Consider the following 21,245-nt stretch of genomic DNA (forward strand, 5'->3'; position numbering starts at 1 on the left):
CATAAAAAGAAGGGGGCTTTTGTTTAAACTAAGAACATCGCGACAATTGTTGTAACGACTAATCCAATCGCTACAGGTTTTAAATTACGTCTGGCGAGTTCAAACGGACTGACTCCGCAAATCGCAGCAGCTGGAATCAATGCCCATGGAATCAATGTACCTCCCCCAACCCAAATCGCAGCAATTTGCCCTAAAGCAGTTAGGGTGGCAGCGCCCGATCCTAAAGCAGATGCAAATAAATGAGAGACAGAGCCTACAAGTGAAATGCCTGAAAAGCCTGAACCGTCTAATCCGGTAATAGCTCCTAGAGCAGTTATCGTTACAGTGGCGACCTGTGCGGTTAACGGCACTGTGGAAGCAAGCGCAACGCCTAGGTCATTTACGAGTCCATGTGATCCTTTCGGAAGAAAGTCACCAATGATTTTTGTGAATCCAGCATCTCCCAAATAGAAAAAAGCTGCAATTGGAATAACGGGACCGAATACTTTAAAACCAAACTGCAAGCCTTCAATCAAGTAGGAAGTTGTTTGTTCGAGACCTTTTCCTTTGTGAGCAATAAGTGAAACCACCATTAAAATAAACAAAGCCGTGCCGCCAACGAGAGCAGTCGCATCTCCTCCCTGTAAATGAAGGGCGAACATTGCCCATACGTCTATAGCAAAGAAAAGGGGAACTATAATGGCTAAAGCCCGGCGTATTGAAGAAGAAAGAGGTGTGGACTGGACAGAAGAACTGTTTGTTAACATTGTCGGTTGAGCGTGAATTCTATTGTGCTTCATATCTTGTTTTAAAAAGTAAAAAGCAGAGAGTGTCGTAACAACTCCCATCACAATGACCAGAGGAACACTTGCTTGAACCACCTCGTGAACTGGCAGACCTGCTGCGTCAGCTGTTATCTTAGGAGCAGCTTGAATAACAAAGTCTCCTGAAAGCGCAACACCGTGGCCGAATAAATTCATCGCTACAGCTACGCCTATAGCTGGAAGCCCTACGCGGATGGCTACTGGTAAAAGCACGGCTCCAAGTAAAGCAACGGCTGGAGAAGGCCAGAAAAAATAGGAGATGGTCATCATAACTAATCCAATAACCCAATAGGCAAGAGCAGGTGTTTTAATGAGGCGAGCAAAAGGTGAAATCATCGATTCATTTATTCCCGTAGCCATTAAGACTTTACTCATAGATACAATAATTGAAATAATTAAAATGGTAGGAAGCAGTTCTGTAATGGCATAAATGAAGCTGGAAAAAACAGCGCTGACGGAGTGGCTTAACGAAGAGGTAGCCGTTAAGGAAAGCAAAAAAATCCCGAGTATACAAAGGATACTCGTATCTCGCCGCATAATCATAAAGCCGATAATGAAGGCGATAAAAAGGACATACATCCAATGAAGAGCTCCAAGCTCTATGCCCATAAAAATTCCTCCCAATAGGTGATGTAGTATACAATATGACGTTTGTGCCTATTGTGATACTCGCCTACTAGGAGGATGTTTACTTATTTAACTACGTGGTATGAGGTCACATAAGAAGGGCGAGAGAAAATCGATGGCTGCTGATCCACGCCTTCTGACGTACCGCGTTTTTTGTGTGCTTCATTATAGGCTTTTGAAGACTGCCAATCGCTAAATGAACTTTCATCTTTCCATCCTGTAAAGATAATGTATGTGTCATTTTGCAGTGGACGAAGCACACGAATAGCTGAGAAGCCTTCTTCATTTTCAATTAAACGAGCTCGTTGGCTAAATCGCTGTTCAAACAAAGGACGGCCTTCATCTGTAACTGAAATATTATTTAGTACAGCAAATCCGCTATCTGCAAGATCTCCAGAAGCATCTAATACTTCATAAGCATGTCCTTCTTTAAAAATTGTATCTCCATCTGTTTCGTGAACTAGTGCAAATTGATCGTCATCTTGGTGAAGCAGTAACAAACGTTCACTCGGATGTTCGTCGATCAACTTCTGAAGGTAAGGGCCTGTTCCGTAAGTAATAAAGATCTTCATGGATTATACTTCCTTTCTAATTGGGAATTGCATACAATTTACAATTGTAAATCATACTAAAATTATAGAATTTTACACACAAAAATTCAAAAATTGTGAACTTCTAATGAAGATGGTAAAGTAAAACATTGATGAAGTTGTTTTCCATATTATCAAAAGTTTAGAGAAAGAAAAGGGGTGGCACGATGTACAAAAAAGGCTTATACGCAATTGCTGCCTTAGTTGGAATTTTTCTATTAGGATTGATTGGATATATTATCATCTTGTTTCTTGGAAACTATGTAATTGATGAGAAAAAGATCGTCATGGACTCGGCTACGAGGTTAGTGGACGAAAATGGAGAGGAATTAACAAAGCTCTATGTGAAAAATCGAGACTTGGTTTCAATTGATAAGATTCCAAAGCATGTGCAACAAGCATTTATTTCAATTGAAGACGTTCGTTTTTATGAACACCACGGAATCGATTTTAAATCTATTGGTCGAGCATTATACCGAGATATATTGGCTGGAGGAAGTGTTGAAGGAGGAAGTACTTTAACACAGCAGCTGGCTAAAAATGTGTTTTTATCTAATGACAAAACGCTGCTTAGAAAAACAAAAGAAGTAGTGGTGGCCATTAACTTGGAGCAGCGTTACAGCAAGCAAAAACTGCTTGAAATGTATTTGAACCAAATATACTTTGGACACGGAGCCTATGGAATCCAAGCTGCATCCAAGCTTTACTTCAATAAAGATGTCTCCGAATTAACGGTAGAAGAAGGTGCACTGCTCGCTGCACTGCCAAAAGCACCGAATTCTTATTCTCCTATTTTACATCCAGAAAAAAGTATAGAACGTAGGAATGTTGTGTTAAATGCCATGCAAAGAACAGGTTATTTATCAGCTGAAAAAAATGTCCGTTTGCAAGGAAGAACGCTGGGGTTGAACGTAAAGGAACAGGCTAAAAACCCAGCTTATTTAACCTATATCGATATGGTCATTCAAGAAGCAGAGAAGAAATACAGCATTTCGGGCAATGAGCTTCTGCGCGGCGGTTATACGGTCAAAGTACCGATGAGTACAAAAGTACAAGAAGCCGCCTACGAGCTGATGAAAGAAAATCGTTATTTTCCAGGTACAGATAACAGTGCCCAAGGTGCTTTTGTATTAGTCGATAACAAAAGCGGAGGAGTTTTATCTGTTATGGGAGGACGAGATTATGTACAAAAATCGCTCAATCGTGTAAATGTCAAAAGACAGCCAGGTTCTACGATGAAACCTATTGCAGTATATGGCCCTGCGTTAGAAGAAGGTCAATTCAAGCCTTATTCTTTGCTGCAAGACAAGCTTAGAAGCTACGGGGGATACACACCTAAAAATGTAGACGGTCAATATGCTAAAAAGGTAACGATGTACGATGCCCTAAAAGATTCTAAAAACGCAGCTGCTGTCTGGACATTGAATCAGCTAGGAGTTGAAACAAGTAAGCAGTATCTCACAAAGCTAGGAGTTCCCTTAGAAGATAAAGGGCTTGCGATTGCTCTTGGAGGATTAAAGGAAGGCGCTACACCGCTTCAATTAGCAGGAGCGTACCGGGCATTTGCTGAAAACGGAGAAAACATCCAACCGTACTTTATTCAAGAAATAAAAGATCAAGACGGAAAAGTAATTGCAAAAGCTGTTCCCGACACTCACAAAGCATTTTCAAAACAAACGGCTTGGTATATGACAAAAATGCTTCAAGGAGTTGTTAAAGAAGGAACGGCAAAAAATGGAGAGTTTAAAGGAGAGTTAGCAGGAAAAACAGGGTCTACTTCGTATACGAATGTTAAAGGAGCCACAAGGGATGCTTGGTTCGTTGGATATACGCCAGATGTTGTAGGAAGCGTTTGGATGGGATATGATTCTACAAATGACCAGCATTATTTAACAAAAGGAAGTTCTTATCCGACTCTATTATTTAAAGACATTCTCACAAGAGCTGGTTACGACGAAGCTGCATTTCAAAAGCCAGCAGGCGTTAAAGATTTGCCAAAACCAATACGCTTAGAGCAAGTTAAAGACTTAAAACAAGAATTAACATTCCATCCATTTGGTTTGCTAACGGTAAATTTATCGTGGACACCTTCACCTGATAAAAGAGCTGTTTATTATGTTTATGAGAAAAAAGGAGATAAAGCCGAAGTAATTGGCAAAGTGAAGGGAAAAGGAGCATTTGAAAAGGAGCGTGTGAATCTGCTCGACAGTCCTACTTATTATGTAGTTCCTTACAATTCCCAAACAGAACAAAAAGGAAAAAAATCCAACGAAGTAACACCTGCTCTTTTTCAATAAAAAAAGGAAGAGTAGGGCGAATTTTTGACATTTTTAGCAGGTGGCTATACAAGTCGTAAAGAAATGGGTATAGTGACAAGTAGAGAATATAACGTGAAACTTTAATCAGTAGAGGAACCGGTATGTTCCTTTGCTGATTATTGTCTGTCTAATCGAAGAAAATACGGATGGAAGACAATCGAGAAAGGTGGAAATTATGAGTCAAGGAACGTTTAACGATACTTTTTTAAAAGCCTGTAGAGGGGAAAAAACGGATCATGTTCCGGTTTGGTATATGCGCCAAGCAGGGCGTTCACAGCCGGAATACCGAAAGCTAAAAGAGAAGTACTCTTTATTTGAAATCACTCATCAGCCGGAGCTTGGGGCATACGTAACACGCCTGCCCGTTGAACAGTACGGAGTGGATGCAGCTATTTTATATAAAGATATAATGTCACCGCTTCCTTCAATTGGAGTGGATGTTGAAATTAAGTCAGGAATTGGTCCCGTAATTTCGAATCCAATTCAATCTTTAAGCGATGTAGAAAAACTAGGAGAAATTACGCCGGAAGAAGATGTTCCGTATGTATTAGATACGATTAAGCTGTTAACAACGGAACAGTTAAACGTACCTCTAATTGGCTTTGCGGGTGCTCCTTTTACAGTGGCAAGCTATATGATTGAAGGAGGACCTTCAAAAAATTACAATAAAACAAAAGCATTTATGTATACGGAACCTAAAGCATGGTTTGCACTAATGGATAAGTTAGCCGATATGACGATTACATATGTAAAAGCGCAAATTGACGCTGGGGCAAAAGCCATTCAAATCTTTGATTCATGGGTAGGTGCTTTAAATGTAGCGGATTATCGTTACTTTATAAAACCTGTTATGGAACGAATTTTCACCTCTTTACGTGGAAAAAATGTACCGCTTATTATGTTTGGAGTAGGGGCAAGTCATTTGGCAAAAGAATGGCATGATCTGCCGCTTGATGTAGTGGGATTAGATTGGCGAACGCAGCTGGATGAAGCACGTGCATTAGGCTTAACAAAAACACTGCAAGGAAACTTAGATCCTGCTATTTTGTTAGCTCCATGGGAAGTTATTGAAGAACGTGTAACAGAAATATTAGATAAAGGGATGGCCAGTCCTGGTTACATCTTTAACTTGGGGCACGGCGTTTTTCCACAGGTTCAGCCGGAAACGTTGAAGCGTTTAACAACCTTTATTCATGAATATTCTGCAAATAGACAATAAATTGTCAAATAATTTGGAGCGCTAAACTTTGAATTTTTCTTTTTATTCATGGCAAAATGAAGACAAGTATTGAATCTAACAAAGAGGTGTCGAACACATGAGTAAAAAAGTAATGGGATTACTTGTAATGGCATATGGAACGCCATATAAAGAAGAAGATATTGAACGTTACTATACACATATCCGCCGCGGACGTAAACCTTCACCGGAAGCCTTAGAAGATTTACAAAACCGCTACGAAGCAATCGGGGGTATTTCACCTCTTGCAAAAATTACGCAACAGCAAATGGAAAGTCTGGAAAAGCGCTTGAATGAAGTACAGGACGAGATTGAATTTAAAGCGTATCTTGGCTTAAAGCATATTGAACCGTTCGTTGAAGATGCAGTAGAAGCGATGCATAAAGACGGGATTAAAGAAGCGGTCAGCATTGTGCTTGCACCTCACTTTTCAACGTTTAGCGTAAAATCCTATAATGGGCGCGCCAAAGAGACGGCTGAAAAATTAGGAGGACCAATCATTCATTCAGTAGAAAGCTGGTACAGTGAGCCAAAGTTCATTCAGTACTGGGCTACACGTGTTAAACAAACGTTTGATTCAATAGACGAAGAGAAACGCCAAAAAGCCGTGTTGATTGTTTCTGCGCATAGCTTGCCAGAAAAAATTATTGCAGCAGGAGATCCATATCCAAATCAGCTTCAAGAAACAGCGGATTTAATTGCACAAGCAGCTGGTATTGAACATTATGAAATTGGCTGGCAAAGTGCCGGAAATACACCAGAACCATGGATTGGTCCGGACGTACAAGATTTAACAAAAGAATTGCACGAAGAAAAAGGCTATACATCGTTCGTGTATACTCCGGTTGGATTTATCGCAGACCACTTAGAAGTACTTTATGATAACGACTATGAATGCAAAGTGGTGACAGATGAAATTGGGGCTGATTATTACCGCCCTGAAATGCCCAATGCACAGCCTGAATTTATCGATGGGTTAGCTACAGTTGTGTTAAAACAGATTGCCCGTTAAGTCAATATAGATTCTTTGTACGTTGAACAGGGATGAAAAGTAACTTATAATCAATATAGAGAAAAGTAAGAAGCGAGCTATGGATTTCCATAATCGCTTCTCTTTATATTGAATTTTACAGAAAAGGCGATGATAACATGACGGATAGACGAAAAAAGGTTGTCATCATCGGTGGAGGAATAACAGGTCTTTCAGCTGCCTATTATTTGCAAAAAAAAATAAAGGATCATCAGCTGCCAATTGATCTTCAACTAATAGAAGCGACGCATCGGCTTGGTGGAAAAATTCAAACGGTCAAACGAGACGGGTATTTATTTGAAAAAGGTCCGGATTCATTTTTAGCGCGTAAGCTAGCTGCTACAAAACTGGCAAAAGAAGTAGGGCTAGGTAGGGAGCTAGTCGGAAATGAAAAAGGAAAATCCTATATTCTAGTAAAAGATACACCGCATGCGCTGCCTGATGGTGCTGTAATGGGGATACCAACCAAGTTATCTCCTTTTATCACAACAGGGTTATTTTCACCTGTTGGCAAGCTGCGCGCAGCAGCTGATTTTTTTATACCGAAGACAAAAAATCAGGATGACCGTTCGCTAGGCGTGTTTTTTAGAAGACGGTTTGGTGATGAAGTTGTTGAAAATTTAATTGAGCCTCTATTATCAGGAATTTACGCAGGAGACGTTGATCGCTTGAGTTTACGATCAACATTTCCACAGTTTTTGCATGCTGAACATAAGTACAGAAGCTTAATTGTTGGAATGAAAAAGCTAAAAGAAATTCACCCACAGCACGGTGATGATTCGGAGTTTAAAAAAAATAGTGTTTTTTTAACATTAAAAGAAGGTCTTCAATCGCTAGTAGATGGGGTAGAAAAAGCAATAGATCCTGATATTATTACAAAAGGAATAAAAGTAGAGAAAATTTATAAAGAAGATACCGCATATGAATTATCGTTAAATAGCGGGAAAGTAATAAAAGCAGACAGCGTTATTGTAACTTCTCCTCATGCAGCTGCTCAGTCTATGCTTTCGGAATATAAAATATTCGAACCGTTGAAGCATATGCCATCCACTTCAGTAGCTACTGTTGTGATAGCCTTTGCACAAGAAGCGCTGCAAGACAATCTAGATGCAATGAACATCGCCGTTTCAAGAAATAGCGATTACACGATTACGGCGTGCACGTGGCTGAATAAAAAGTGGCCGCATGCGGTTCCGGAAGGAAAAGTGCTGCTGAGATGTTTGGTTGGACGAACCGGGGATGAAGCTGTAGTGGATCAGCCTGACGATGAAATTTTTAAAATTGTCCTGGAGGATTTGAAGAAGCTCATCACCATTTCTGCTGAGCCCGAATTCTACGCGGTAACGAGATGGAAGCAGTCAATGCCTCAGTATACGGTCGGACATCACGATATGCTAGATACGATGAACGAACAGCTTGAAAAAGAGCTTGCCGGCCTTTATGTAGCGGGAAGCTCATACGAAGGTCTCGGTATACCGGAATGTGTAGAGCAAGGAGAAGATGTGGCTAAAAAAGCGGTTAAATATGTGCAGCAACTGTAGAAGTGGAGCGGTGAATCAATGCTCCGCTTTTTTGTCTACTACCTGTAGAGAAAGGTTATACTAAGAGAAGAGATTGTGGTTGAAAAGCAAAAGAAACTTATGCTATAGTAAAACCGTACTTGTTGACTGAAATATTCATTTGGTCAGAAAGAAGGGGATAACGTGGCTATAGACCGAAAGCAATCAGTTGTTGATGCAGCATCAAAATCATTTGCGCTGTTTGGATATAAAGCAACGACTATGGAGCAAGTGGCGAAGCTTGCAAATGTCGGAAAAGGAACGATTTATACTTTTTTTAAAAACAAAGAAGAGTTATTCGATGAAATTGTTACACGAATGATTCGAGAAATGACAGATGCAGCTGAAACTGTCATTGATAGCAACCGTCCTTTTTTTGAAAATGCCCAAGCAGCCATTTTTCGAATCTTAGAATTCCGCACCGAGCATCAGCTCATGCTGAAGCTGGTACAGGAACAGCAGTTAGGCACTACAGCAGTGCAAGAAGTGCTGGTGCGAGTAGAAGAAGAGATTTTGACTTATATAAAAAACAAAATCGAAATTGCGATTTCTAAAAAAGAAATCAAACCGTGCAACCCGGAGCTCACAGCTTTTTTATTATTTAAAATGTACATTGCACTCGTCTATGATTGGGAAAAACGGCATGAGCCGCTTTCAGAAGAAAAAATTGCTGAATTAATTGAACTATACTTTTTACGCGGTCTGTCTCAGTGAGATGGGCTTTTTTCATAGAAAAAACAAAAAAGGTCTCATGACGAGACCTTTTTTATTGTTCATTATCATCTTTTTTTACGCCGTTTAATTCTGTATTTCCTGTTTTTGCATCTTCTTCTTTTTGCTCTACTTCTTTTTCGCCTTGTTTCTTAAGGTCGAAGTAAGCTTTAATAACTTCACCAGTAACTTGTTTGCTTAATGAATTCGAAGTTCCGGCTACATAAGCAGAAGGAATAACAACCGCTACTGCTACTTCCGGATTATCATAAGGCGCGTATGAAACGAATGTAGAGTTACGTACGCTTACGCCTTTGTTGAAGGTTTCAGCTGTACCTGATTTACCAGCAATGTTGTATTTTGCATATGCTGTTCCGTTTCCTAGAGCTCTACCAGTTCCATTTGTGACTACGCGACGGAAACCTTGTTTAACAATTTCAATTTCTGATTGGCTCATCGTAATACGATTTAACACTTCCGGTTCAACAGAACTTTGAATACTTCCTTTTAGCTCGCTATCAAGCTCAGGCTCGCGGATTTCTTTTACTAAGTGCGGTTTCATGCGATATCCACCGTTAGCAATCGTTGAGATGTACTGAACAAGCTGAAGCGGTGTGTACGTATCATACTGTCCAATACCAAAATCCAGTGCTTTACCTGGTTCGTTTGTTACGGTATTACGAATACCCGTTGATTCGTTTTCTAATTCGATGCCCGTTGAAATTCCAAGACCAAACTGGCTATAGTATGAGCGCAGCTTGTTAAAGATAGACGGTGGAATGTTCAGTTTACCGCCAGGGCGGTACGTTTCACCAGCCATGCTCATAACCGTGCGGTACATGAACACGTTTGATGATTGTTCCAAAGCTTTTTGAATACCTGTTGCTCCAATTGGGTGAGACGATTTTTTAATTGTTCCTCCAGCAAACTTCATCGGCGCATCGTAAAAAACCGTACCGGGCTGAATAGCCCCTGAATCAAGTCCTGCTAGAACGGTCGCTCCTTTAACTGCGGACCCTACTTCATAAGAAGTTGTCATGTTACCAAGAGCAAAGTCTTGTACTTTACGTGCCCCGGTTTGCTTATCAGTAACAAGCTGTTTTCCGCCCATCGCTAAAATGTCTCCCGTGTGAGGGTCCATCATAATAGCAAACGCTCGGTCCATTAATCGTGTTCCTCTGTCTCCAGAAGTGACAGCTTTTGTTAAAGCATCTTCGACTTGCTTTTGCAGCTCCATATCAATTGTTAAAATTAAGTCACTGCCGCGCTGACCTTCTGTAACGGTCTCTTGGCTAACTAAGTTGCCAGAGCGGTCCGTTATGTTTTGCACGCGAGCTTTTTGACCGCGAAGAACGTCTTCGTACTGCTTTTCTAAATAACTTTTTCCTACTCGGTCGTTACGGCTGTAGCCGTGGGACAAGTAGTACTGTAAGTTTTCGCTTGGCAATCCTTCATCTGCCGATGTGATTTTACCAAGCAGCGTGCTAAGTAAGCCATCGTATGTATACATACGGTCCCAGTAAGTTGTTGTATCAACGCCTGGCAAGTCACCCAGCTGCTCACTAATAACGGCAAGCTCTTTATCTGTTAAGCCGCTTTTAATAATTTGAGCAGTTAACGCGTAGCCGCCTTCCATCTTGCTTTTAATAGCAATCACTTCAAGGTCATCTTTCACCGATAAAAGTTCGTTTTTGGTGATGCGCTTCAGCTGAAGAGGATACAAATCATCTTCAGAAAGCTGACCTTCTTTTACTTTTTGCTTATCTGCTGCGGTAATTTTTTTCGCAGCTGCTTTTGGATGAGTTGCAATCCAATAATCTTTTAAGTCGCGTTCTGTTAGCTTAATCGTATTTTTATCTTTCTTTTTATCCGATTTGCCAAACACGTCTGTTGTAACAGGAACATCAATAAGAGTGGCAAGCTTTTTAGCTACTTTTAGCTTGTCTTCTTGAGTGACGCCCTTCAAACGCGTGTACGTGACAGCGTTCAACGGTTTATTATCCACGATAACGCGGTCATAGCGGTCTAGCATCTTTCCGCGAGGAACCGGTGAATCTACCGTTTCATCTTCTGTTTTTTCAACTTCTCGTTTATAGTTCTCTCCGTACACGATCTGTACGAAGCCTAATCGTAAAATGAGTGCAGAAAAAAGCAGGAAAACCACAATAAACAGCCAGTTAATTCGAAATGAGACATGTGTTTTTTTGCGCTTTTTAGTTTTCATGTAAACCCCTTCACTTTGTTTATACAAGTTAAAAAAATTCATAAATTTTCTTATGAATCTATCACTCTACATATTAACATAATTTTGTCTATAAATGTTATTAGGTGGAATAAAACAGACAAAAAATTTATAGAAATTTTTGCGGAAGAAGAGAGACCTGTCGAAGGGTGCTGAAGGGGGTTGTTCAATATTTTCCACTCGGTTGTTCAATATTGTTACCTGTTCAAATGTCCTAGAATCGGTAAAATAAAGAGAGATAGATATCAAGGGGGGCAAAACGAATGAAAATGAAAAGGCTTTCAATAATGTCTGGCGTGTTAGCAACATCACTTTTATTTGCGACAGCATGTTCAAACTCAGGTACGGATTCAAAAGCAAGTAAATCAACAGTATCAGGTGATCAAGTTGTTATTGATATGTTCCAGTTCAAAGTGGAAATTGCAGATCAGCTGAAAGAATTAACGGATGAATATACAAAAGAACATCCAAACGTAAAGTTTAACATCCAAACAGTCGGTGGAGGCGCGGACTATGGTGCAGCATTAAAAGCACAGTTTGCCTCTGGAAATGAACCTGATATCTTTAACAATGGAGGGTTCCAAGAAGCGCAAACGTGGAAGGATAAATTGGAAGATTTATCTGATCAGCCCTGGGTAGATAATCTGTATGATATCGCCAAAGAACCGATGACAATGGACGGGAAAATTTATGGTCAGCCGCTAAACTTAGAAGGTTATGGTTTTATTTATAATAAAGATTTATTTGAAAAAGCAGGCGTTAAAGAATTACCTAAAACGCTATCAGAATTAGAAGCAGCTTCTAAGAAGCTTAAAGCAAAAGGCATTACGCCATTTTCTAATGGATACGGCGAGTGGTGGGTGCTAGGTAACCACTTATTTAATATTCCAATGGCACAGCAAGATGATCCAGATGCGTTTATTAAAGGTCTAAACGAAGGAAAAGCAAAATTTGAAGGCAATGAAACGTTTAAACAATTTATGAATCTGTTCGATTTAACGTTAAAGTATGGAAATAAAAATCCACTAACGACAGACTACAATACACAAGTTACTCAATTTGCTTCTGGTGAAACAGCAATGATGCAACAAGGTAACTGGACGGTAAATATGATTACGAAAATTAATCCGGACATGAAAATGGGCTTTATTCCAATGCCGATCAGCAACGATGCAAAGAAAAATGATAAACTAGCAATCGGAGTTCCAAATAACTGGGTAGTGAACAAAAATGCGCCAGATGCAGATAAAAAAGCAGCGAAGGAATTCTTAAATTGGATGGTTTCTTCTAAAGAGGGTCAAAAATTCTTAGTTGAAAAGTTCAAGTTCATTCCAGCGTTCAAAAACATCGATGGAAAAGGAATCGATTCTTTATCTGATGATATCTTAAAATATTCTGAAGAAGGTAAAACATTATCTTGGAACTGGTTTAAGTATCCGGAAGGAACGGTTCAAGAAGTCGGCGCAGCAATGCAGTCTTACGCAGGCAAGCAAATGACGGAAGAAGAGTTTATGAAGAAATTAGATACAATTTGGGCAAAAATGAAAAAATAAACAAAAAGTCCGCGTGGAAAACGCGGACTTTTTGATGTGAAAAAATAGTTGGTTAGATTCATAGCTATGAAAAAATAATAGTCAATTGAAAGCGCTTTTAATGTATAATGATAGTCATAATGTATGACATTAGTCAAAGGAGGTTATTTGTGAAAGGCTGGAGCATACGCAAGAAATTAATTTTGTTTTTCTTATTCGCAACAGTTATTCCATTTTTAATTTCAACGATTTTTACGTATCAGTACACCAAAGAAACGGTTAAGAATCGATTTATTTCTACCAACTATCAAGTTATTAAAAACGGAAGCAATGATTTGAGCGATTACTTAAATGAAATTGCTAATATTACAAAAAGGCTGTACGGCTATCACCCATTTATTAAGGTGTTAGATGAAGGTGTATCAAGTGACTTAGGAGCCAATCAGCTGGAAATATCACGAACTCTTCTTTATTTATATAATACTCGTCCAGAGATTGAACAGCTCCATCTTTACATTGAAAACGGGCATGACTCGTATACAGCTTATAATTCGAAAGTGAGCAGCAGAGGGAAGTACGATAACATTTACACTCAGCCTTACTATTCTTATTTAAATAAAAATCATAAATTTCTTGTGATTGAGCCCACCCATGAAATTTATAGCTACAATAATTTATCAACGTTAATTGATTCACTTCCGAATCAAGTTATTAGCTTTCATCAGCGGATTGATGAGATTCCATCAGACAAGTTGTTAGCTTATCTATCTTTAGACATTAATATGACACAAATCCAATCTATATCGCAGCGTCTATATAATGAAGAGTCAGAAGATTTTTATTTAATGAACAACAAAGGGAAGGTTTTGTATTCCTCTGATTCAAGGGTTATTGGAAAAAATGAAAACTACGCGTGGATGAAGGCGCTCACTTCTCAAAAAGGCCATAGCATGGAATGGGAAGATAAAAGCTTCTCAGGCGTATTAATGTATGAAAAGCTTAAACAGCCCTTTGAGGACTTGTACATTGTGAAACGAATTCCTTACAGTGTTTTATATGAGGATGCAAGAAAGACAGCACTTATGAATGTATTAATTGGCCTGCCGTTTCTGTGTATGCTCGTTATCGCTACGCTTTTTATATCAGTACGTTTTACACAGCCGATTAACGTATTGATTCGCAATATGAAAGAAGTGGAAAAAGGATCATTTGAGGTGCGGTTTAAGTCGCTCGGAAACGATGAATTTGGTGTTTTAGGAAGGCATTTTACCTCTATGGTAGAAACAATTAATGACTTGATTGAACGTAAATTTCGATTGGAATTAGAAAATAAATCAACGCAGCTAAAAGTGCTGCAGTCACAAATTAATCCGCATTTTTTATACAACGCATTTCAATCGATTGGAACTCTTGCTCTTAAGCATAAAGCAGTTGAAGTATATTCTTTATTAACCTCACTTTCCCACATTATGCGTTACAGCATGAATATGAAAGAGGATATCGTTAGCTTAAAGCAAGAAGTCGATCACGTAAAAGCTTTCTTAAGTCTGCAAAAGCAGCGATTTGGTTCAAAGTTTGAGTATGAGTTAAATATCGAAAAAGAGGCAGAGCTTATGCGAATACCGAAAATGATTTTGCAGCCTCTTGTTGAGAATTCTTTTAAGCATGGATTTGAAACCCGCACAGGAAGCGGAAAGCTGTTGATTTCAGCTGAGTTGAGCGGTGAAGAACTGATTCTAACTGTTTCTGATAACGGAAAAGGGATAGGGCAACAAGAGTTGAATCAATTAAAAATGAGACTTCAGCAATCGTATAATCAAACAGATGAGCATATTGGGTTGCAAAACATTTATGAACGACTTCGCATCTACTATGGAGATCATGCTTCAATGCAAATTAGCAGTCAAGAAAATCACGATTTTACCGTTGTCATAAAGCTAACAACAATTGAAGAAAAGAGGGATAGTGATGAAAGTATTAATCGTGGATGATGAAGAGCATGTAAGAGAAGGAATAAAGCTGCTTGGACAGTGGGAAGAGCATGAAATTACAGATGTGATAGAAGCTGATAGCGGTGAGCAAGCGATTGCGCTTATCGAGGATCACGGACCGGAAATCATTTTTACTGATATGAAGATGCCTAATATCGATGGAATCGCTTTGTTGGAGTGGATTAAAGAGAATTCGCCTTCTAGCAAAACGATTGTGGTAACAGGGTATGATGACTACCACTATATGCGTAAAGCTATTCATTTTGGAAGTACGGATTATATTCTAAAGCCAGTAGATCCTTCGATTTTAAACGATACGCTTGTACGAGCTGTAACCCAATGGAAGAAAGAAGAAGAGTCCAGAAAAGTCCATAATAGCAGCTATCGTTTAATCAATGAAATGAAGCCGATTTATCGAGATCGAAAACTGACGCAGTTAATGAACAATTATTTGCTAAATCAATCAATCTATGAAGAGTTTGGTTTCCATCTGACTAGAGAATATGAAGTGGGAATTGTACGTGTAGATGAATCTATCATTCGTTCTTTTGGCGGTGACCGGGATTTAGCCTATTTTTCAATTTTAAATGTAATCAATGAAATGCTGATGGCAGAAGAAAATGGGGTAGCCTTCCGTTATTTATCAAATAAGTGGGAAATTATCATTATATTTTGGAATGATTTTGAACGCATAACCTCTTTGCTGACGACTTTACATACAGCCATTCGCCGTACGTTAGACGTGAGCTGTCGGATTGCAAGAGGGTGCAAAGTTTCTTCTATTGATCAGCTAATGAAATCCTATGAAGATGCGAAAAATTCGCTTTTATTAAGCAATGTTCTTGATCAAAATAAAGTGAAGGTCTACGGCGAGCAAGACGTTTTAGCAAGTGCTTTATTAATAAATATGATGGATTATAACAGTAAAATTGAAGAAGCGCTGCAAGTCGGGAAGTTTGAAGCCTTTTTGCCGGTATTCAACGAAATTATCACAGCTTTTGAAGCGCAAAATTATCTCTCATTAAAGCAAATTCTGCATTTTGAGCAGGAATATCAGCTGTTAAGCCAGCATTGGTTAAAAAGGTATCACATTCCTTATACGATAAATAACGGCCCTGAATATGTCCTTTCTTTTTTCTATAACCAGGATGGGCAGTTTCAGCTAGCAAAGTATGTAGAGAGAAAGAAGCGTGAAGTAAAGCGCTTTTTAAAAGTAGTAAAAAGGTATAGCAAGCAAAACAATCGCGACGTTATTTATGAGATCGAACAATATTTGCAGCAAAATTTTCATCGAGATGTGAAGCTTCAAGAGATATCGGAACGTTTCTATTTAAGCCGTGAATACATTTCGAGGAAGTTTAAGCAAGAATTTCAAGAAAACATTTCAGATTATATGGTGAAAGTCAGAATGAATAAAGCCAAATCCCTTTTACTAAATGAAGAACTAAAAATCTATGAAATTGCGAATATGATTGGATATCATGATGATAAATACTTTCGAAAAGTGTTTAAAAAAGTAGAAGGCATTACGCCAAACGAGTATCGCAGTTTGACCGTATAAAAAAAAGCTGAAACTGTTTTATAACAGTTTCAGCTTTTTTTATTTCATGATATCTAGACAGTGATCGCATTTATTTCCATAGCACTCATGCTGTTCCTCGATGTCGTTTCCGCATTCTACGCACTTTTTATTGGGTAATCTTTTGAAAAATTCAGTCATTTTTTCTAACATTTTAAATCCCCTCCGTTGTTTTTTGTTACTAACATTGTATTATAACAGATGATAAAATGTCAATTATGTTTTATAACAATTTAGCCTATTTTGCTATTCTAAGTGGTTATTTGTTATATAACAATGAGTTATTTTGATAAAATGGCCGAAACGAGTGCCTTTCAGTTAGTTTTCAAAAAAAAGTAGGGTATACTGAACGTAATAAAAATAGTACGAAAGGGTGATTAAAATGAAAGTAACTGTTATTGGTTTTTGGGGAGGATATCCAGCTGTTTCAGAGGCTACTTCTAGCTATTTAGTGGAGCACGATGGTTTTAAGCTGCTTGTCGACTGCGGAAGCGGTGCATTGGCTCAGCTGCAAAAATATGCAAAGCCAGAAGAAATAGATGCTATGATTTTATCTCATTATCATCATGATCACGTGGCTGATGTCGGAGTATTTCAATATGCACGCCTCATTCAGACTCATCTAGGTAACGCTGTTAAGGAACTTTCTATTTACGGACATACATATGATCAGGAAAGCTTCAACAAACTTACTCATAAAGGAATTACTAAAGGGGTAGAGTATGATCCGAGTCAAAAACTTGAAGTTGGGCCTTTTACCATCGAATTTATGAAAACGAAACATCCAGTCGTTTGTTATGCCATGAGAATAAGCGCCGGCAATCAAACTGTCGTGTACACAGCGGACTCTAGTTATTTAGAAGAGTTTGTTTCCTTCTCAGAAGAAGCAGATCTTCTTATTTGTGAATGTAATTTTTATGCCAATCAAGATGGAAGAGGCGCTGGACACATGACAAGTACAGAAGCCGGTACACTTGCTTCAAAAGCAAGTGTCAAACACCTCATGCTTACTCACCTTCCGCACTATGGAGACTATCAACAGCTAGTAGAGGAAGCCGCTGCTCATTATAGAGGTACGCTTACGTTAGCTGAATCAGGATATGTATGGGAATAACAAGGAGGAAAATGAATGTTATTTATTGATAATCAAAAAAACTATGATCCCCGAATTAACTTAGCAATTGAAGAGTATGCGCTCAAGCATCTAGACATTAATGAGACATATCTGCTGTTTTATATTAATGAACCTTCTATTATTATTGGGAAAAACCAGAACACCATTGAGGAGATTAATACAAAATATGTTGAAGATCAGCAAATTCATGTAGTGAGACGTCTGTCTGGAGGCGGTGCCGTTTATCATGATAAAGGAAATTTAAACTTCAGCTTTATTACGAAAGACGATGGAAATAGCTTTCATAATTTTAAAAAGTTTACCGAGCCGGTCGTGGAAGCGTTAAAGAAATTAGGAGTTAATGCTGAGCTAAGCGGACGAAATGATTTAATGGCCGAAGGACGGAAAATTTCTGGAAATGCTCAGTTTTCAACGAAAGGGAGAATGTTCAGCCATGGAACTCTTCTTTTTGATTCAGAGATTGAAAACGTCGTATCAGCGTTAAAAGTAAAAAAAGATAAAATTGAATCCAAAGGCATTAAGTCTATTCGAAATAGAGTAGCAAATATCAGCGAATTTTTAGAACAGAAAGTAACGGTGGAAGAATTTAGAGAAATGCTGCTTCGATATATCTTTGACGGAGAAGAAAATATAACAGAATATAAACTAACGGAAAAAGATTGGGAAACGATTCATCAAATTTCTAAAGAGCGCTATCAGTCATGGGATTGGAACTATGGAAAATCACCTAAATTTAACTTACAGCACTCTCACCGCTTTCCTGTGGGACAAATTGACGTTCGTTTAGAAGTGAATAAAGGAAAAATCGATGCTTGCACCATTTACGGAGATTTCTTTGGAGTGGGGGATGTCCAGGAAGTGCAGGAAAAATTAACAGGTGTTCGTTATGAAAAAGCTTCTATTGAACAAGCCTTAGAAGATATCGATATTCCACATTATTTTGGTAATATTACAAAAGAAGAGTTTGTTGAATTAATCTATTAAGAAAAAAGTCTGCTATATCAGGCTTTTTTTCTTTTTAAACAGATGAGTCTTGTCAATAGAACAGCAGTAACATTATAATAGAATAGAAGAAGTAAGAATTTTTACATTATTATGACTTAATAATGAATGGTTGTTCATTCATTCGTTATTAAAAGGAGGAAGTTATGAGATGAATTTGTCAGCACAGCTTCATAAAACAGCTGAGCAATTTCCGCAAAAATCGGCATATGTTTTTATGGACCAGGAAACATCTTATGCAAATCTTGATGCATCGGTATCTAAGTTTGCTAATGGTCTGAAGCAATTAGGTGTAAAAAAAGGAGATCATATCGCTTTGATTGTCGGCAACTCTCCTCATTTTGTTGTTGGATTGTACGGTGCTCTTCGAGTAGGAGCTACTGTTATACCCATTAATCCTATTTACACAGCGGATGAAATTAGCTACATGCTTCAGGATGGAGATGTAAAAGCAGTTATTGCGGTTGATTTACTTTTCCCTATTTTAAAGAAAATCATTGGAAATACTCCATTTTTGGAACACGTTATCTTATGTGAAACGACAGATACAGTGGAAAATATACCTTCTTATTTTCACACGTTTTCGCAAGTTGTAAACAGAGGGGAAGCTACATATGATTTTCTGGAGTTAAAAGAAGAAGATGTGGCCATCATTCTGTATACGTCAGGAACGACTGGAAAACCAAAAGGAGCTATGCTTACACATAAGAATATTTATTCAAATGCTCAAGACGTAGCAGATTATTTAAGTATAAATGGGAATGACCGAGTCGTAGCTGCTTTGCCGATGTTTCACGTATTTTGTTTAACTGTTTCATTGAATGCGCCTTTAATGAATGGAGGAACGATATTAATTGAACCAAAATTCAGTCCATCTTCTATATTTGAATTAATTCAAAATCGACAAGCGACTATTTTTGCCGGCGTTCCCACAATGTATAATTTCTTACTTCAGCATGACAAAGGGAAAAAAGAGCACTTTCACACGGTAAGGCTTTGTATATCAGGCGGGGCATCAATGCCGGTGGCACTTCTAACCAATTTTGAACGTAAGTTTGGGGTAATGGTAGCAGAAGGGTATGGATTATCTGAGGCTTCTCCTGTGACGTGTTTCAATCCGATTGACCGAGAGAGAAAAGCCGGTTCTATAGGCACATCTATTATGAATGTTGAAAATAAAGTGGTAAACGAACTAGGAGAAGAAGTAGAAGTAGGACAAGTCGGCGAACTTATCGTCAAAGGCCCTAACGTGATGAAAGGGTATTACAAGCTTCCAGAAGACACGGAATATGCTCTCCGAAATGGTTGGCTGTATACAGGTGACTTAGCAAGAATGGATAAGGAAGGTTATTTTTATATCGTTGACCGTAAAAAAGATTTAATTATTGTAGGAGGATATAATGTTTATCCTCGCGAAGTAGAAGAAGTGCTATATGCGCATCGGGATATTGTAGAAGTGGCTGTTATCGGAGTCCCTGATCCTTCTTTAGGTGAATGTGTGAAGTGTTACGTGGTTTGCAATAATCAAGAGATAACGGAAGAGAAGCTTATTGCCTACTGCAAAGAGCACCTTGCTAAATATAAAGTGCCAAGTGAAATTGAATTTTTAAAAGAACTTCCTAAAAATACAACGGGAAAAATTTTACGGCGTGCACTGAAGCAACAAGTATCCCAGGAGTGATAAAATGAAAGCGATTCCAATTTGGAGGTGGTAAAAGAATGTCATCTATTTCTTATGAAATGAAGGGACATGTCGCCCATGTGATACTGAACCGTCCGGAAGCGATGAATGCTTTTAATTACGATATGCTTAAAGAATTGGAAGAAGTAATTGAAGGAATTCGTACTCAAAAAGATATTCGAGTTGTGACGTTTAAAGGAGCAGGTGAAAAGTCTTTTAGTGTAGGGGCCGATTTAAAAGAACGTAAAACCCTCTCTGATCAAGAGGTAAAGCGCAATATTTACAAAATAGGAGAAGTGTTTTCGAAGATAGAGCAGCTTCCTCAGCCAACGATAGCAATCATCAATGGATATGCATTTGGAGGAGGAATGGAGCTGGCTTTAGCATGTGATTTCCGGATTGCTTCAACCGAAGCGCTTATGGGTTTAACGGAAACAAGCTTAGCGATTATACCAGGCGCAGGAGGAACACAGCGTCTCCCTCGGTTAGTTGGAGAAGCAAAAGCAATGGAACTAATTTTAACAGCTCAGCGTCTCTCAGCATCAGAAGCGAAAGAATGTGGTCTAGTAACGAAGGTGGCTCCCGGATATGAAATAGAAGAAACAATAGATATTTTTATCTCTCTTTTATTGAAAAATGGGCCAATTGCGCTTCAGCAAGCAAAATTTGCTATCAAAGAAGGAATGAAGGCCGATTTGCAGACTGGTTTGCAAATTGAACGAAAAGCATATGAGTTAACGATTCCGACAGAAGATCGTCTAGAGGCGCTTCAAGCATTTGCTGAGAAAAGAAGACCTAGTTTTAAAGGGAAATAAGAAAGGGCTGTCTAATGGACAGCTCTTTTTTATTTTCTTCTATAAGAATAATAAAAAAGAATATGTAAAAACGCAGGAACAAAGAAGGCAAAGTTACAGCTGGCTTTTGCCTATAATATTTACTATAAGGCGGTGCAGTAGTCATTGTTCAAGTCTATAAATAATAGTTTTTAATTTTTTCTTTAAAAACCGTTGACTTTAGTTAAAATATATTTTATTATTATAAAGCGTCGTTGAGACATACTGTTAACAACGAAGCTAAAAAAATAATTTTAAAAAGTTGTTGACATTACGTTGAAAACTTGATAAGATTATAAAGTCGCTTAAGAGCGGCGGTTGAACTTTGAAAACTGAACAAAGCGACAAACGTCAACGTTAAATTTTATTTTTAAA

General features: G+C 38.4%; 16 protein-coding genes. 12 read left to right on the top strand and 4 right to left on the bottom strand.

Annotated elements, in window-relative coordinates; all coding sequences use genetic code 11:
- Nucleotides 1-23: 23 nt before the first annotated feature.
- Nucleotides 24-1,412 (bottom strand): hypothetical protein, encoded by a 1,389-nt coding sequence (locus AC2YJL_RS24175; RefSeq protein ID WP_195695439.1) that lies wholly within the window; start codon nucleotides 1,410-1,412, stop codon nucleotides 24-26.
- A gap of 83 nt (nucleotides 1,413-1,495) precedes the next feature.
- On the bottom strand, nucleotides 1,496-2,002 hold the full coding sequence (locus AC2YJL_RS24180) for an antibiotic biosynthesis monooxygenase family protein (RefSeq protein WP_251569036.1): 507 nt from the start codon (nucleotides 2,000-2,002) through the stop codon (nucleotides 1,496-1,498).
- A 185-nt stretch (nucleotides 2,003-2,187) separates the two neighbouring features.
- Between AC2YJL_RS24180 and AC2YJL_RS24185 the strand changes: the two genes are divergently transcribed.
- From AC2YJL_RS24185 to AC2YJL_RS24205, 5 genes are all read left to right on the top strand, one after another.
- Complete coding sequence (locus AC2YJL_RS24185; protein ID WP_251569034.1) at nucleotides 2,188-4,317, top strand: transglycosylase domain-containing protein; 2,130 nt, start codon at nucleotides 2,188-2,190, stop codon at nucleotides 4,315-4,317.
- A gap of 196 nt (nucleotides 4,318-4,513) precedes the next feature.
- Complete coding sequence (gene hemE / locus AC2YJL_RS24190) at nucleotides 4,514-5,557, top strand: uroporphyrinogen decarboxylase (RefSeq protein WP_211110576.1); 1,044 nt, start codon at nucleotides 4,514-4,516, stop codon at nucleotides 5,555-5,557.
- 97 nt (nucleotides 5,558-5,654) lie between these two features.
- A complete protein-coding gene (gene hemH, locus AC2YJL_RS24195; RefSeq protein WP_251569033.1) occupies nucleotides 5,655-6,587 on the top strand; it encodes a ferrochelatase in 933 nt (310 codons plus the stop codon).
- 137 nt (nucleotides 6,588-6,724) lie between these two features.
- Complete coding sequence (hemY, locus tag AC2YJL_RS24200; RefSeq protein WP_025751394.1) at nucleotides 6,725-8,146, top strand: protoporphyrinogen oxidase; 1,422 nt, start codon at nucleotides 6,725-6,727, stop codon at nucleotides 8,144-8,146.
- 162 nt (nucleotides 8,147-8,308) lie between these two features.
- Entirely contained in the window at nucleotides 8,309-8,878 is a 570-nt protein-coding gene (locus tag AC2YJL_RS24205) for a TetR/AcrR family transcriptional regulator (protein ID WP_013081690.1), read from the top strand.
- 52 nt (nucleotides 8,879-8,930) lie between these two features.
- On the opposite strand, the gene AC2YJL_RS24210 is transcribed toward AC2YJL_RS24205, so the two are convergent.
- A complete protein-coding gene (locus AC2YJL_RS24210) occupies nucleotides 8,931-11,099 on the bottom strand; it encodes a peptidoglycan D,D-transpeptidase FtsI family protein (protein ID WP_230931757.1) in 2,169 nt (722 codons plus the stop codon).
- 281 nt (nucleotides 11,100-11,380) lie between these two features.
- On the opposite strand from AC2YJL_RS24210, the gene AC2YJL_RS24215 reads away from it, so the two are divergent.
- The 3 genes from AC2YJL_RS24215 (at nucleotide 11,381) to AC2YJL_RS24225 (ending at nucleotide 16,201) form a co-directional block, all read left to right on the top strand.
- A complete protein-coding gene (locus tag AC2YJL_RS24215; protein WP_251569032.1) occupies nucleotides 11,381-12,670 on the top strand; it encodes an ABC transporter substrate-binding protein in 1,290 nt (429 codons plus the stop codon).
- 149 nt (nucleotides 12,671-12,819) lie between these two features.
- Nucleotides 12,820-14,640, top strand: coding sequence for a cache domain-containing sensor histidine kinase (locus AC2YJL_RS24220; protein ID WP_195695435.1), 1,821 nt, complete (start codon nucleotides 12,820-12,822; stop codon nucleotides 14,638-14,640).
- A complete protein-coding gene (locus AC2YJL_RS24225; protein ID WP_025751390.1) occupies nucleotides 14,618-16,201 on the top strand; it encodes a response regulator in 1,584 nt (527 codons plus the stop codon). Before AC2YJL_RS24220 ends, AC2YJL_RS24225 begins: the two co-directional genes overlap by 23 nt.
- Before the next feature lie 39 nt (nucleotides 16,202-16,240).
- Here AC2YJL_RS24225 and yhfH read toward each other — a convergent pair whose 3' ends face one another.
- Nucleotides 16,241-16,372 (bottom strand): protein YhfH, encoded by a 132-nt coding sequence (gene yhfH, locus AC2YJL_RS24230; RefSeq protein WP_013055337.1) that lies wholly within the window; start codon nucleotides 16,370-16,372, stop codon nucleotides 16,241-16,243.
- Between the two features lie 229 nt (nucleotides 16,373-16,601).
- Here yhfH and AC2YJL_RS24235 point away from each other — a divergent pair, with 229 nt between their 5' ends.
- The 4 genes from AC2YJL_RS24235 to AC2YJL_RS24250 all read left to right on the top strand — a co-directional run bounded on the left by AC2YJL_RS24235 (nucleotide 16,602) and on the right by AC2YJL_RS24250 (nucleotide 20,852).
- Nucleotides 16,602-17,333 (top strand): MBL fold metallo-hydrolase, encoded by a 732-nt coding sequence (locus AC2YJL_RS24235; RefSeq protein WP_251569031.1) that lies wholly within the window; start codon nucleotides 16,602-16,604, stop codon nucleotides 17,331-17,333.
- A 15-nt stretch (nucleotides 17,334-17,348) separates the two neighbouring features.
- The gene (gene lplA, locus AC2YJL_RS24240) at nucleotides 17,349-18,338 is read left to right on the top strand and encodes a lipoate--protein ligase (RefSeq protein ID WP_013055339.1); all 990 of its coding nucleotides are present in this window, start codon (nucleotides 17,349-17,351) and stop codon (nucleotides 18,336-18,338) included.
- A 169-nt stretch (nucleotides 18,339-18,507) separates the two neighbouring features.
- Entirely contained in the window at nucleotides 18,508-20,037 is a 1,530-nt protein-coding gene (locus AC2YJL_RS24245; protein WP_230931759.1) for a fatty acid--CoA ligase family protein, read from the top strand.
- Nucleotides 20,038-20,075: 38 nt separating this feature from the next.
- Nucleotides 20,076-20,852, top strand: a complete 777-nt coding sequence (locus tag AC2YJL_RS24250; RefSeq protein ID WP_098366831.1) for an enoyl-CoA hydratase-related protein — start codon at nucleotides 20,076-20,078, stop codon at nucleotides 20,850-20,852.
- Nucleotides 20,853-21,245 lie beyond the last annotated feature (393 nt).

The sequence above is a fragment of the Priestia sp. SRI_019 genome (assembly GCF_057586255.1).

Coding starts and splice junctions, on each gene's coding strand:
- AC2YJL_RS24175 (WP_195695439.1), bottom strand. CDS start 1,412: ATGGGCATAGAGCTTGGAGCTCTTCATTGGATGTATGTCCTTTTTATC.
- AC2YJL_RS24180 (WP_251569036.1), bottom strand. CDS start 2,002: ATGAAGATCTTTATTACTTACGGAACAGGCCCTTACCTTCAGAAGTTG.
- AC2YJL_RS24185 (WP_251569034.1), top strand. CDS start 2,188: ATGTACAAAAAAGGCTTATACGCAATTGCTGCCTTAGTTGGAATTTTT.
- hemE (WP_211110576.1), top strand. CDS start 4,514: ATGAGTCAAGGAACGTTTAACGATACTTTTTTAAAAGCCTGTAGAGGG.
- hemH (WP_251569033.1), top strand. CDS start 5,655: ATGAGTAAAAAAGTAATGGGATTACTTGTAATGGCATATGGAACGCCA.
- hemY (WP_025751394.1), top strand. CDS start 6,725: ATGACGGATAGACGAAAAAAGGTTGTCATCATCGGTGGAGGAATAACA.
- AC2YJL_RS24210 (WP_230931757.1), bottom strand. CDS start 11,099: ATGAAAACTAAAAAGCGCAAAAAAACACATGTCTCATTTCGAATTAAC.
- AC2YJL_RS24215 (WP_251569032.1), top strand. CDS start 11,381: ATGAAAATGAAAAGGCTTTCAATAATGTCTGGCGTGTTAGCAACATCA.
- AC2YJL_RS24225 (WP_025751390.1), top strand. CDS start 14,618: ATGAAAGTATTAATCGTGGATGATGAAGAGCATGTAAGAGAAGGAATA.
- yhfH (WP_013055337.1), bottom strand. CDS start 16,372: ATGTTAGAAAAAATGACTGAATTTTTCAAAAGATTACCCAATAAAAAG.
- AC2YJL_RS24235 (WP_251569031.1), top strand. CDS start 16,602: ATGAAAGTAACTGTTATTGGTTTTTGGGGAGGATATCCAGCTGTTTCA.
- lplA (WP_013055339.1), top strand. CDS start 17,349: ATGTTATTTATTGATAATCAAAAAAACTATGATCCCCGAATTAACTTA.
- AC2YJL_RS24245 (WP_230931759.1), top strand. CDS start 18,508: ATGAATTTGTCAGCACAGCTTCATAAAACAGCTGAGCAATTTCCGCAA.
- AC2YJL_RS24250 (WP_098366831.1), top strand. CDS start 20,076: ATGTCATCTATTTCTTATGAAATGAAGGGACATGTCGCCCATGTGATA.